The 13513-nt window shown below is 72.6% G+C and carries 9 protein-coding genes; 7 read left to right on the top strand and 2 right to left on the bottom strand.

What is annotated here, in order from left to right; all coding sequences use genetic code 11:
• Window positions 1-169: 169 nt before the first annotated feature.
• The 7 genes from ABTX78_RS18560 to ABTX78_RS18530 all read left to right on the top strand — a co-directional run bounded on the left by ABTX78_RS18560 (window position 170) and on the right by ABTX78_RS18530 (window position 10326).
• Complete coding sequence (locus ABTX78_RS18560; protein WP_352207834.1) at window positions 170-2266, top strand: phosphocholine-specific phospholipase C; 2097 nt, start codon at window positions 170-172, stop codon at window positions 2264-2266.
• Window positions 2267-2402: 136 nt separating this feature from the next.
• Window positions 2403-4610 carry an MMPL family transporter gene (locus tag ABTX78_RS18555; RefSeq protein WP_352207833.1) on the top strand — a complete coding sequence of 736 codons (2208 nt, stop codon included), beginning with the start codon at window positions 2403-2405 and terminating at the stop codon, window positions 4608-4610.
• Between the two features lie 18 nt (window positions 4611-4628).
• A complete protein-coding gene (locus ABTX78_RS18550; protein WP_352207832.1) occupies window positions 4629-5186 on the top strand; it encodes a GNAT family N-acetyltransferase in 558 nt (185 codons plus the stop codon).
• 113 nt (window positions 5187-5299) lie between these two features.
• Window positions 5300-5920, top strand: coding sequence for a hypothetical protein (locus tag ABTX78_RS18545; RefSeq protein ID WP_352207831.1), 621 nt, complete (start codon window positions 5300-5302; stop codon window positions 5918-5920).
• Between the two features lie 80 nt (window positions 5921-6000).
• Window positions 6001-6804 (top strand): GNAT family N-acetyltransferase, encoded by an 804-nt coding sequence (locus ABTX78_RS18540; protein WP_352207830.1) that lies wholly within the window; start codon window positions 6001-6003, stop codon window positions 6802-6804.
• Window positions 6805-6997: 193 nt separating this feature from the next.
• Window positions 6998-7168, top strand: a complete 171-nt coding sequence (locus ABTX78_RS18535) for a hypothetical protein (RefSeq protein ID WP_352207829.1) — start codon at window positions 6998-7000, stop codon at window positions 7166-7168.
• A gap of 95 nt (window positions 7169-7263) precedes the next feature.
• On the top strand, window positions 7264-10326 hold the full coding sequence (locus ABTX78_RS18530) for a helix-turn-helix transcriptional regulator (RefSeq protein ID WP_352207877.1): 3063 nt from the start codon (window positions 7264-7266) through the stop codon (window positions 10324-10326).
• An 847-nt stretch (window positions 10327-11173) separates the two neighbouring features.
• On the opposite strand, the gene ABTX78_RS18525 is transcribed toward ABTX78_RS18530, so the two are convergent.
• Window positions 11174-12337: a PQQ-dependent sugar dehydrogenase gene (locus ABTX78_RS18525; protein ID WP_502993894.1), complete on the bottom strand. Its 1164-nt coding sequence runs from the start codon at window positions 12335-12337 to the stop codon at window positions 11174-11176.
• A 105-nt stretch (window positions 12338-12442) separates the two neighbouring features.
• Entirely contained in the window at window positions 12443-13441 is a 999-nt protein-coding gene (locus ABTX78_RS18520) for an aldo/keto reductase (RefSeq protein ID WP_352207828.1), read from the bottom strand.
• Between the last annotated feature and the right edge of the window lie 72 nt (window positions 13442-13513).

The following is a 13513-nucleotide window of genomic DNA, read 5'->3' as shown; positions in this document are numbered from 1 at the left end:
TCGGAGTCCCGCGTACCTGGCGAGAATTCGCGGTGCCGACCGGGCGGGTGCGGCCCATCGGCGGGGACAGCGCCTGCTCGGGACCGTTCACCACGGCGCCGTCCACGGGTCTTCCTCAGGTCATCCGGCCCGATTACGGTCCCGGCAGCGTCGGAATCAGGAGGATCACTTGACTACGGACATGTCACGGCGGCGTCTGCTCGCACTCGGCGGAGGCGCCATCGGCGCCGCAGCGGCCGGGTCGTTGCTGCCTCCGTCCTTGCAGGCGGCGCTGGCCGCCGAGCCTCCCGCCGGCGGGAGGCGGGCGATCAGGCATGTCGTCGTGCTGATGCAGGAGAACCGGTCCTTCGACCACTACTTCGGCGCGCTCCGCGGCGTCCGAGGCTTCGGCGACCGCAACGCCGTCGAGCTGCCCGCCGGAGGCTCCGTCTTCGAGCAGCCGGGACCGAACGGCAGCGCCGTGCTGCCCTTCCCGGTCCGCGACGCCGCCGAGACGCAGCAGAAGGACCTCCAGTACATCGGCGCGCTCGACCACTCCTGGAGCGGCGGCGCCAAGGCCTGGGGCGGCGGGTGGATGAACAACTGGGTCTCCGCCAAGTCGGCCGCCACGATGGCGTACTACGACCGGCGCGACATCCCGCTGCACTACGAGCTCGCCGACACCTTCACCATCTGCGACGCCTACCACTCCTCGATCCACACCTCCACGAGCCCCAACCGCAACCACCTGTGGAGCGGCAAGACCGGCTTCGAGGCGGACGGGACGCGGGCCGTCGACAACGACGCCTACGACGAGGGCACCCATCCCGGATACGACTGGGGCACGTACGCCGAACGTTTGGAGCGGGCCGGGCGCAGCTGGAAGACGTACACCGAGTGGGAGAACTTCACCGACAACCAGCTGGAGTTCTTCACCGGCTTCAAGGCCGTGGCCCGCAAGGCCCTCGCGCGGACCGGCGGCCACACCTTCATGGAGTCGTTCTACGCGGCTGTCCGCGGCACCGGCGACACCGCCGAGCGCGAACGGCTGCTGGGCCTGCTGGAGCAAGGCGTCGCCACGCTCTCCCGCACCGAGCGCCGGCTCTTCGAGCGTGGGCTGCGTCGCGTGCCGACCGGCACCCTCGCCGATGAGTTCGCACGGGACGTCGCCGCGGGCACGCTGCCCGAGGTGTCCTACATCGTCCCCTCCGCGGTCGATTCCGAGCACCCGAGCGTCTCCTCGCCCATCCACAGCGCCACGATCGTCTACAAGATCCTGGACGCCCTCGGCAGGCATCCCGATGTGTGGCGGCACACCGCCCTGCTCATCAACTACGACGAGAACGACGGCTTCTTCGACCATGTGCCGCCGCCCGTCGCGCCCCCCGAGGTCACCGAGGAGCAGTGGCAGGGCAAGCCCACCGGCCTCGGCATCCGGGTGCCGATGCTCGTCGTCTCGCCCTGGTCCGTCGGCGGCTACGTCTGCTCCGAGGTCTTCGACCACACCTCCGTGATCCGCTTCCTGGAGGAGTGGACGGGCGTACGGGAGCCCAACATCGGCGCTTGGCGCCGCGCGGTCACCGGTGACCTCACCTCCGCGTTCGACTTCCGCCGGGGCAGGACGCAGCCGGACGTCGAACAGCCCGGCGCTATTCCGGCGTTCAGCGGCCGCTGGCAGCCGAAGCCGCCGCAGGTCCAGCGGATGCCGGAGCAGGAGCCGGGCAGCCGGCCCGCACGGCCGCTGCCGTACCAGCCCGACGCCCACGGCCGGGTCACCGGCGACTCCTTCACGGTCGCGCTCAGCAACAGTGGCCGGTCGAGCGCGCACTTCGCGCTGTACCCGTACGCCGGCGAGTTCCCCGTCCCCCAGCACAAGGACGTCCGGGGCAAGGCGCACTGGACGGTCCCCCTGGCCGGAGACGCCTACCGCTTCACGATCACCGGACCCAACGGCTTCCGCCGCGAGTTCGCCGGCACCGCCCGTGGCTCCGCCGCGCTCACCACACAGGTCGACCACCACGACCGCGACCTCCACCTCGTGCTGCGCAACGAGGGCCTCAGGACGGTCACCTTCACCGTCCGGCCGCTGGCCTACGTCGACGAGGCCGACCTCGACGACTGGACCCGCTCCATCACCGTCAAGCCCGGACGCAGCCGCACCGTCGTCCACTCGGCGGCCGACGCGCACGGCTGGTACGACGTCGAGGTGACGGCCGACCGCGAGCCCGCGTTCCGCCGCCGGTTGACGGGACATGTCGAGAACGGCCGTGCCAGCGTGTCGGGGTGAGCCCACGCACCTGTGAGTAAGCCCACGAAAGGGGCAAAGGATCACGATCGGCTGTCAGAGTGTTCCCCTGTAGGTCATGAGTTCTTTGCGGGCTGTTCCCGGACAAAGATCGACGAACCATCCGGGGAGCAGTCCGTTGGCAGCCATTGCCCGTTGGTGTGTCAGGCACCGGCTCGTCGCCGTGCTCCTCTGGCTGGTCACCCTCGGAGGCGTCGCCGCCGCCGCGGGGTTCGCGGGGTCCGCCTACTCCCACGACTACGACGTCCCCGGCACCGAGTCGGGCCGCGCCACGGCGCTGCTCGACGCCGGCTTCCCCGGCCGGGGCGGCGACTCCGACACCATCGTGTGGCACACCGAGGACGGCAGCGTCCGGGCCGCCGAGGTCCGGCAGCGCATGTCCCGGATGCTCGGTGAGGTCGCCGGACTCGACGGAGTCGCCACCGTCACCGGCCCGTACGGGTCCGAGGGCGTCGGGCAGACCAGCGAGGACGGACGCACCGCCTTCGCCACCGTCACCTTCACGCAGAAGGCCGACGACATCCCGCTGCCCCGGATCGAAGCGGTCGTCGCCGCGGCCGAAGCCGCCGAGACGGACACGGTCCAGGTCGCGCTCGGCGGCAGCGCGGTCGTGTTGACGGAGTCGGCGTCCCCGGGGCATGCCGCCGAGGTCGTCGGTGTGGCCGTCGCGGCCGTCGTCCTCTTCCTCGCCTTCGGCTCGTTCGCCGCCTGCCTGCTGCCGATCGCCACCGCCCTGGTCTCCGTCGGCACGGCGTACGCCTGCATCGTCCTGCTCGGCCATGTGATGACCGTCGCCGACTTCGCGCCCATGCTCGGTCTGCTGATCGGCCTGGGTGTCGGTATCGACTACGCGCTGTTCATCGTCACCAGACACCGCACGGGCCTGCGCCGCGGGCTGCCCGTCGCGGAAGCCGCACGCAACGCGGTCGCCAGCACCGGCCGGGCCGTCGTCTTCGCCGGGGCCACCGTCTGCATCGCCCTGCTCGGCATGCTCATCCTGCGGCTCGACTTCCTCAACGGCGTGGCGATCGCCGCATGCCTCACGGTCGTTCTGACCGTGGCCGCCTCGGTGACCCTGCTGCCCGCCCTGCTGTCCTTCATCGGCATGCGCGCGCTCGGCGCCCGCGAACGGCGCCGACTGGCCAGGCGCGGCCCCCGGCGGGAGGTGCCCTCCGGCTTCGCCGCCCGCTGGTCCGCGTTCGTGGAACACCGGCCGAAGCTGCTGGGAGGCATCGCGGCCGTCGTCATGCTGGTCCTCGCGGTGCCGACGTTCTCCCTCCACCTCGGCACTTCGGACCAGGGCAACAACGCCTCGACCGCGACCACCCGGCAGGCGTACGACCTGCTCGCCGACGGGTTCGGCGCGGGCGTCAACGGACCTCTCACCCTCGTCGCCCGTCTCGACAGCGCCGACGACCGGCTCGCGATGAACACCCTGGCGGGCACCTTGCGGGGTACCGAGGGCGTCGCGTCGGCCGGTCCCGTCACGTACAACGGCAGCGGCGACACCGCCCTGCTCCCCGTCGTACCGGACTCGGCGCCCCAGTCGAAGGCCACCAGCGAACTCGTGGACCGGCTGCGCGACGACGTCCTGCCGGCCGCCACCGACGGCACGTCACTCGATGTGTACGTCGGCGGAGTCACCGCGAGCTACGATGACTTCGCCGACATCATCGTCGGCAAACTGCCCATCTTCGTGGGCGTGGTCATCGCACTCGGCTGTCTGCTACTGCTGCCGGCGTTCCGCTCGGTCGGCATTCCGCTGAAGGCCGCCGTGATGAACGTGGCCGCCGTCGCCTCGTCCTTCGGCATCGTCGTCGCCGTCTTCCAGTGGGGCTGGGGCAGCGAGCTCCTGGGGCTCGGCCGAGCGGGCCCGATCGAGCCGTTCCTGCCGGTCATCATGGTCTCGGTGCTCTTCGGACTCTCGATGGACTACCAGGTCTTCCTGATCAGCCGGATGTACGAGGAGTGGCTGGAGACCGGCGACAACTGCCGGGCCGTGCGCGTCGGGCTCGCCGAGACCAGCCGGGTGATCAACTCCGCGGCCGTCATCATGATCTCCGTCTTCCTCGCCTTCGTCCTCAGCGGCGACCGGGTCATCGCGATGTTCGGCATCGCACTCGCGGCGGCCGTCGCCCTGGACGCGTTCGTCCTGCGCACGCTGCTGGTGCCCGCCCTCATGCACCTGCTCGGCGGCGCCAACTGGTGGCTCCCCGGCTGGCTCGACCGCCGGCTGCCGAGGATCAGTATCGAAGCCCCCGAAAACCGTTCGCGTGCGAGGATCCCAGGGCAGCGCGCGAGCGAGGACGGGCAGCTCGTGCCGTGACGGGCCGAAGGAGCTTTGATGTTCTCGATATCCCTGGGCGACGAGGCGGCACAACTGCGCCCCCTGGAGCCGTGGCAGGCCGAGGAGTTCCTCGCCCACATGGACCGCGGGCGGGAGTTCATCGGTGAGTTCATCGCTCTCGCCGCAGCGGCCACGGACCTCGATTCGGCCCGGGCCTTCCTGCACTCCTACGCCGAGAAGCAGGCGGCGGACGGCGGCCGGATCTACGGCATCTGGCTGGACGGGACGCTGGTCGGCGGCGTGCTCTTCCGGGTCTTCGACGCCGCCCTGGAGTACTGCGAGGTCGGCTGCTGGCTCGAACCGGCGGCCGTCGGCAGGGGGCTCGTCACCCGGGCGGTCCGGGTGCTGATCGACTGGGCCGTGGTCGAGCGGGGGATCCACCGCGTCGAGTGGATGGCGGCCGCGGGGAACACCGCGAGCGTCAATGTCGCCAAGCGGCTCGGCATGACGCGGGAGGGCGTGCTGCGGGACGCGTTCCCCTACCGGGGAGTACGTCACGACATGGAGGTCTGGTCGGTCCTGGCGCCGGAGTGGCGGGAGCTGCGGAGCCGCTGAGCGGCCGTGCCTTCTCGGTCGGCCCCGCAGGTCGAGGGGACTCGCCGCGCTGGTCGAAGGGCTCGCCGTTTTTGTTAAGGGGACTCTCAGACAAGCCGCCTAGCGTGCGCCTCATGAACCCCACCGAAACCGACAAGACCACCGACAAGACGACGCAGCCGGCGGCAGCCGGCACCGGCGCTGTCGACACGAAGGCCGAGGACACGGCCGTCGCGGCCCCCGGGACGTCGGAGAAGGCCGCAGGCACGACCGCGGAGACCGTGGGGGACGAGCACGACACCGCGTTCTCCGACGACGCCGACGCCGACGCCGACGACCGGCCGGACGCGGACGACGACGGACGGATACCCCGTGCCTCCTCCGGCCTCGCCCCGTCCGCCGGAGCCGTCTTCGCGGCGGGACTGGGCGTCGTCGGTCTCAGCGGCAGCTGGATCGGCCGGGTCGCCGCCGAGCGTCAGACTCTGATCGGCCAGATCAAGACGTCCCAGGGCGGCTCCCCGGCCGACCAGATCTCCGCGATCTACGGCGACGCCTGGCACACCACCGCACTCAGCAACGGTGTCTTCGCGCTGCTCGCGCTGATCATCGGGCTCGTCGTCCTCACCCGGCCCCGGAAGTCCGGCTGGGTACCCGCCGTCGCCGTGGCCGGAGCCGCACTCGGCGCCCTCGGACTGATCGTGTCCATCGGCATGTACTTCGACATCATCCTGGCCCTGCCCAGCGCCGGGTCCTGAGCGCCGGGCACCCACGCATGAGCACCGGGCACCGGAATAATCCGGTGCCCCCAGCCCCTGCCGGGTGTTCCCCTGTGCCGATGGACCATGAGGAAGCACTCCGGCTGTTCGACCGCAGGCTCCGTCGGCGCACCGGCGCCGACGGGCCACAGACCCGGCTTCGGCGGGCCGGCGACGTGATTCGCGAGAGCGGATCCGCCGACGACTGGCACGGCGTCGTCTGGTCGGGCCTCGACGAAGCCACCGCCGACGCGGCCATCGCCGCACAGATCGCGTACTTCACCGCGCTCGGACGCGACTTCGAGTGGAAGCTGTACGCCTACGACCGCCCCGGCGACCTCGGTGCCCGGTTGCGGGCCGAGGGCTTCACCCCCGAGCCCCAGGAGACGCTGATGGTCGCCGAGACCGCGGCTCTTCCGGCCCCCACCTCGCTCCCCGAGGGCATCCGGCTCGTGGAGGTCACCGACCCCGCGGGTGTGGAGTTGATGGCCGAGGTGCACGAGCAGGCCTTCGGCGCCGACGCGGCGAGACTGCGCGACCAACTCCTCGCCCAGCTCTCGCGGACACCGGAGACCGTGCTGATGACCCTGGCCATGGCCGGTGACGTGCCGGTCTGCGCGGCCCGGATGGAACTGCACCCCGGCACCGGGTTCGCGAGCCTGTGGGGCGGCGGCACCCTCGCGGCCTGGCGGGGCCGCGGCATCTATCGTGCGCTGGTCGCCCACCGCGCGCGCATCGCCGCGGCGAAGGGCTACCGCTACCTCCAGGTCGACGCCTCGGACCAGAGCCGCCCGATCCTGGAACGGCTCGGATTCGCCGTCCTCACCACCACGACGCCCTACCTCTACGAGCAGCGCGTCCACCCCTCGCGACCGACCGTCTGAGGACCCCGCACCCGCGCACTCGGGCACGCGACGGGGTCTCAGGCAGCACCAGGCGGTCAACGGCCCGTCTAAGGACCCCGCGCCCGCGAAGATGCGGCACTCTCCCGATGTGAGCGACCCCCCTGGGGGACGAGATTGGTGGCACGGCGGAAAGCCGACAGGACCACCGAAGAATCCGACCAGGGAGTACGACATGTTCGAGTACGAGATCGCTCAGATCCGCCGGGCCGAGCTGATCCAGGAGGCCGAGTCCGAGCGCCTGGTGCGCCGGGTGCGACGGGCCCGCCGTGCCGAGAGGCGGTCGGCCAAGGACGGGGAGGGGCCGGTGAGCCGGCAGGGCGAACGCTTCGTCCGGGCCGCCTGAACCGGCCGGACCGCCCGACCGTGACCGTCGTACCGATCAGGGCCGAGGGCAGGGCCGCAGACAGGAACCCCGCCGCGTTGTCGGAGCCCTGTGCGATGCTCGGCACCGTGGAGACCATGTCCGTGAGTCCGGTGTTCGTGGGGCGTGCGGGGGAGTTGTCGGTGCTGACCGACGCCCTCGCCCGCGCGGCCGGCGGGGGTGCCTCGGGGAACCCCGCGGGCGAGCCGCAGGCACTGCTCGTCGGCGGTGAGGCCGGGGTGGGCAAGACCCGCCTCGTCGAGGAAGTGCTCGCCGAGGCGTGCCGTCGCGACGCTGTCGTGGCGGTCGGGGGATGCGTCGAGATCGGCGCGGACGGACTGCCGTTCGCGCCGTTCTCGACGGCACTGCGCGCCCTGCACCGACAGCTGCCGGAGCAGCTGGCCGCGGCCGCCGCGGGCCAGGAACACGAACTGGCGCGACTGCTGCCCGAGTTGGGGGAGCGACACGAGCGGAGCCGGCACGACGAGGAGGGGATGGCGCGCCTCTTCGAGCTGACCGCCAGGCTGCTGGAGCGGATCGCCACGGACCGCACGGTGGTGCTGGTGCTGGAGGACCTGCACTGGGCCGACGCCTCGACGCGTCATCTGCTCGCCTATCTCTTCCGCACGCTGCGGCGCGGCCGGCTGGTCGTGATCGCCACCTATCGCTCCGACGATGTGCATCGCCGCCACCCGCTGCGGCCCTTCCTCGCCGAACTCGACCGCATGCGGACCGTGCAGCGCATCGAGCTGACGCGGTTCAACCGCGGTGAGGTGCACCGCCAGCTCGCCGGCATCCTCGCGGCAGAACCCGAACCGGCCATGGTGGACGGGGTGTTCGAGCGCTCCGACGGCAACGCGTTCTTCGTCGAGGAACTGGCGCGCAGCATGGCCGACCGCTGCCCCAGCCTGCCCGACTCGCTGCGGGACATCCTGCTGGTGCGCATCGAAACTCTGCCCGAGGACGCCCAGCGGGTCGCGCGCATCGTCGCCGAGGGCGGCTCGACCGTGGAGTACCGGCTGCTGTTCGCCGTCGCCCGGCTGTCCGAGGACGACCTCATCGAGGCCCTGCGGGCCGCCGTCGGCGCCAACATCCTGCTGGCCACACCGGACGGCGACGGCTATCGCTTCCGGCACTCCCTGGCCCGCGAGGCCGTCAGCGACGACCTGCTGCCCGGCGAGCGCTCCCGGCTCAACCGGCGCTACGCCGAAGCCCTGGAGGCCGACCCCTCGCTCGTCCGGGACGAGGAGCGGGTCATGCGGCTGGCCAGCTACTGGTACCACGCGCACGACGCCGCCAAGGCCCTGCCCGCCGTGCTCGCCGCCTCGGTCGAGGCCCGCCGCCGCCACGCCTACTCCGAGCAACTGCGGCTGCTGGAACGGGCGATGGAGCTGTGGGACAGCGCCCCCGCCGATGTACGGGCGGCACTGCGGCCCCTGGACTACGCGGAGGCCTACCCTCCGTGCAGCGGCGACCCGCAGACCACACCGCTGCGCTTCCTCGATCTGATGGCGGAGGCCGCGGTCGCGGGGCGCCTGTGCGGCGAGCGGGAGCGGGCCCTGAAGATCACCAAGCGGGGGCAGCGGCTCGCGGAGGCGGACGACGACGCCCTGCGCGGCGCCTGGTTCTCCCTCCAGCGCTCGCTGCTGGTCTCCTCGCTGGGCCGCGGTGACGGCTGGGCCGAACTCGCCGACGCCCAGGAACTGGTGCGCGGACTGCCGCCGTCCCCGGTGCACGCGGAGGTGCTCGCCGAGGCGGCCGGCTGGGGCATGGTGCACGCTCCCGGCCCGGGGAGTCTGGCGACCGCCGAGCGCGCCGTCGAGTACGCACGCATGGTCGGCGAGGAGGACAACGAACTCCGGGCCCGGCTGACGCACGGCAGCCTGCTGGTCGACGCCGGTCATGTCGACGACGGCCTGGCGGAGATGTACCTCGTCAAGGAGCGGGCCGTGCTTCTCGACCTGCCCTCCCTCATCGGCCGCACCCATGTGAACCTGCCGTCCGTGCTGGAGGGCATCGGCCGCTCGGCGGAGGCGGTGGACGTCCTCGCCGAGGGCGTCACGCTCTCCCGCAAGTACGGCCTGTGCGACACCGAGGCCTGGATGCTCGGCAACCTCGCGGAGTCGTACCACTCGCTCGGCCGCTGGGACGAGACGCTGGAGGCGGCGGAACGCGCCCTGCGGATCGGGCTCAGCCCCAAGCCCCGTGGCTACGCGGCCACCCGGCTCGCGACCCTGGCGCTGGCCCGCGGCGACACGGCGAGGGCGACGGAGCATCTGGATGCGGCGCGCGCCCACTTCGGGCCGAACGACCCCATGCCGCAGAGCTCCCTCCCGCTGGACGTGATCGCCCTGGGCATCGCGGCGGCGCAGGGACGGGTCACGGAGGCGCGGGAGGAGTTCGAGCGAGCGGCGAAGGACGGCTTCCCGCCGGGCACCCAGCGGTACGCCTGGCCGCTGCTGCGCGCGGCGGCCACGCTGGAGGCCGACACCCGTGGCCTGCCCGCGGCCGAACCGGGCCGCGCCGAAGCGCTGGACCGCATCCGCAAGGCAGCCCGCACACTGGTCACCGCGGTCCCCGTCTGGACCGCCCATGAGCGGTGGGTACGGGCCGAACTGCTGCGCGCGGGCGGCCAGGACACGGCAGCCGACTGGGAAGAGGCCGGCGTGGCCTTCGGGGCGGTGGACTTCCCCTACGACCTGGCACGGGTCCGCGTGCGCTGGGCGGAGTCCCTGCTGCCCTCGGACCGCACCCGCGCGGCGACACTGATGCGCGAGGCGGCGGAGACGGCGCGGGGGCTGTGCGCCCGCCCGCTCTCCGAGGACATCGCGCTGCTCGCCCAGCGCGCCCGGATCTCCCTGGCCGACGACCCGCCCACCACTCCGGCCGCGACTCCGGCCGCCCCCGGCCCGGTGTTCGGTCTGACCCGCCGCGAGGAGGACGTTCTGCGGCTGGTGGCGGCGGGCCGGAGCAACCGGCAGATCGCGGAGGAGCTCTACATCTCCCCGAAGACGGCGAGTGTGCACGTCTCCAACATCCTGGCCAAACTGGGCGTCTCGGGCCGCGGCGAGGCGGCGGCCATGACCCACCGCCTGCGCCTGTTCCCGGCCTCGGACGAGGACCAGCGGGCTTCGGTGTGAACGGGGCGTCGGGAAGCCGGGCTTGAACGGGCCACCGGACGCGGCGCGTACGGGCGGGTCGCCGAGCGCCGGTGTTGGGCGCGCCCGCCCCCAGAGATCCCGCTGCGGTCGGGCGCCGCGTCCCGGGCAGGGACACCCGACCACCCTGGGCGCCCCGGTCCAGCGCCCGCACCCGAGGCACCGGGCGTTGGGCACCGGCCCCCCAGTCGGGCCGCGCCGGTCCGGACGCCCGCGTCCCGGGCAGGACACCCGACCGCCTTGGGCATCCTGGTCCAGCGCCCGCACCCGAGGCACGGTGTTGGGCACCCGCCTCCAGCCGGGCCGCACCGGTCGGGCTCCCGTGTCGGGCGCCGCGTCCCGGGCAGGGACACCGGACGGCCTGGGGTGCCCTGGTCCAGCGCCTGTACCCGAGGCACCGGGCGTGGGGCACCCGCCCCCAGAGGTCCCGCTGCGGTCGGGCGCCGCGTCCCGGGCAGGGACACCCGACCGCCTTGGGCATCCTGGTCCAGCGCCCGCACCCGAGGCACCGGGCGTTGGGCACCGGCCCCCCAGTCGGGCCGCGCCGGTCCGGACGCCCGCGTCCCGGGCAGGACACCCGACCACCCTGGGCATCCTGGTCCAGCGCCCGCACCCGAGGCACCGGGCGTTGGGCACCGGCCCTCCAGCCGGGCCGCACCGGTCCGGACGCCCGCGTCCCGCGCCGGCTCGTCAGGCCCCCCGCGCCCGTGTGGGACCTTGGGCATCCCGGCCATCGAGGCTCGCGGGTGGCTGTTCCCCGCGCCCGGGGCGCCGGTCACCCGGCACCCCGCCGCCTCGGCACCAGCGGCTGCCCCCTACCCGGCGGCCCCTACGTGACCTCCAGCTGGAGGATCTTGTCGTCGCCCGCCGCAGGCGTGCCCCTGTTGTCCGTCTCGCTCGTCACCAGCCAGAGCTTGGAGCCGCCCACCGCCAGCACGGTGCGCAGCCGGCCGTGCTCCTCCGCCAGGAACGACTGGGGGTCCGCCGAGGCTTTCGTGCCCGCCAGCGGGATCCGCCAGAGCCGCTCGCCCCGCAGACCCGCCATCCAGATCGAGCCCTGGGCGTACGCGATACCGCTCGGCGACGCCTCCGACGTCTTCCACACCGCCACCGGCTGCACGAAGCCGGACCCGCCGCCCTTGCCCTCGGCCTCCGGCCACCCGTAGTTCTTTCCCGGCTCGATCAGATTCAGCTCGTCCCAGGTGTTCTGCCCGAACTCCGATGCCCACAGCCGCTTCTCGGAGTCCCAGGCCAGCCCCTGCACATTGCGGTGCCCCCACGAGTAGACGACCGAGTCGGCGTCGGGATTGCCGTGCACCGGCTGTCCGTCCGGGGTCATCCGAAGGATCTTGCCGCCCAGCGACTTCCTGTCCTGCGCGAGCCCCGTCTCACCCGTCTCGCCCGTGCCCGCGTAGAGCATCTTGTCGGGGCCGAACGCGATCCGTCCGCCGTTGTGGATGGAACCCTTGGGGATGTCGCGCAGGACCGTGTCCGGCGCGCCGAGCTGCTGGCCCGGTGGCTTCCGCTCGTCGTACAGCATGCGGGCGATGCGGTTGTCCGACTCAGTGGTGAAGTACGCGTACACCTGGTGGTCGGAGGCGAAGGTCGGGGAGACGGCGAGGCCCAGCAGCCCGCCCTCGCCCTCGGGGGAGACGCCCGGCACCGAGCCGATCTCCGTCTGCTTCCCGGTCTCCACGTCGACGCGGGTGACCGTCCCCTCGTCGCGCGAGCCCACCAGCAGGTCGCCGTCCGCCAACGCGGCCACGCCCCACGGCGACTTGAGGTTCTCGGTGAGCGTCGACACCACCTTCACGGAGCCCTTGGCGGGAGGCGCGGAGGGACTCGCCGAACCGCCGGACGCGGACCCGGTCGGGGCCGGTTTCGCGGTCGACCCCGCCCGGTCGCCGGGGGACGCGCCGTCATCGGACGAGCACCCGGCGGTGAACACCAGGAGGGCAGCGGCCAGCACGGCCGTCACTGCGGGACGTGGCACAGGACTGATCCTTTCGACGGCTGCGGAAGCTGCCTGACTACCCTTCCTACACCGCCCGGGCCCCGGAGGTTCCCGATCTTCCCGACCGGATCGGAAGAGTTGCCCTCAGTCCCAAGATCCGCGTGCCGGCGGCAGTCCGGCAACCTCCGCCAGGTCCCGGGCCGAGAGCGCCAGCCGAACCGCGTCCGCGTTCTCCACCGCCCACCGCTCCCGCTTCGCCCCGGGCACGGCCACTACATGCCGTCCCCGGCCCAGCACCCAGGCCAGCGCCACCTGCGCGGGAGTGGTGTCCGGGCCGTGCCGTTCCGCGATCCGCCGCAGGCCCGCGACGACGGGCTGGTTCGCCGCCATCATCTCGGCCGTGAACCGCGGATGCCGTGCCCGCACGTCGTCCGGCTCGAAGCCCTGCCCCGGGGTGAGCGTCCCGCTCAGAAACCCGTTCCCCAGCGGCATGGCCGCCAGGAAGCCCACTCCGCGCGTCTCGCACCACGGCAGCAGCCGCTCCAGCGCCTCCGGGGACCACACCGACAGTTCCGCCTGCACGGCGCTGACCGGGAAGACCTGCTGGACGCGTTCCAGCTGCCGGATCGTTCCCTCGTACAGATGCGCGCCGGAGCGCCGCGACGCACGGGCTCCCACGGCGCACAGTCCCAGCGCGCGCACCTTCCCGGCGCCCACCAGTTCCGCCATCGCTCCCCAGGTCTCCTCGACGGGGACCTCGGGGTCGGCACGGTGCAGTTGGTAGAGGTCGATCACATCGGTCTGGAGCCGGCGCAGTGACGCGTCGCAGGCCCGCCTCACATAGCCCGGGCGGCCGTTGGCGACCACGTGCTGATCACCGACGAGCAGGCCCACCTTGGTCGAGACGAACGCGTCGCGGCGGCGCTCCTTGAGCACCCGGCCGACCAGCAGTTCATTGGTGAACGGCCCGTACATGTCGGCCGTGTCCAGCAGCGTGGAGCCGGCGTCCAGCGCGGCGTGCACCGTCCGCAGTGAGCGGTCGCCCCGCTGCTGGGAGGTGCTGTACGCCCAGCTCATCGGCATACAGCCGAGCCCGACAGCACCCGTCTCGAGAGCCGCCGCACCGATTGTCCTGCGCTCCAACTGCCCGTATCCCTCCGTCGGCCGTCCCCAAACTAACCAATGCACCACCCCGCCCTGCGCGCAGCCTCAGGA

Source organism: Streptomyces sp. NPDC096193, from assembly GCF_040302905.1.
Classification (GTDB): domain Bacteria; phylum Actinomycetota; class Actinomycetes; order Streptomycetales; family Streptomycetaceae; genus Streptomyces.
The sequence above is the reverse complement of the archived record's forward strand: the minus strand, read 5'-3'. Positions and strand labels throughout refer to the sequence as shown.

Excerpts from the sequence above, each read along its gene's own strand:
- ABTX78_RS18535 (WP_352207829.1), top strand. The coding sequence starts at position 6,998 with ATGTTCGAGTACGAGATCGCTCAGATCCGCCGGGCCGAGCTGATCCAG.
- ABTX78_RS18545 (WP_352207831.1), top strand. The coding sequence starts at position 5,300 with ATGAACCCCACCGAAACCGACAAGACCACCGACAAGACGACGCAGCCG.
- ABTX78_RS18540 (WP_352207830.1), top strand. The coding sequence starts at position 6,001 with ATGGACCATGAGGAAGCACTCCGGCTGTTCGACCGCAGGCTCCGTCGG.
- ABTX78_RS18550 (WP_352207832.1), top strand. The coding sequence starts at position 4,629 with ATGTTCTCGATATCCCTGGGCGACGAGGCGGCACAACTGCGCCCCCTG.
- ABTX78_RS18530 (WP_352207877.1), top strand. The coding sequence starts at position 7,264 with ATGCTCGGCACCGTGGAGACCATGTCCGTGAGTCCGGTGTTCGTGGGG.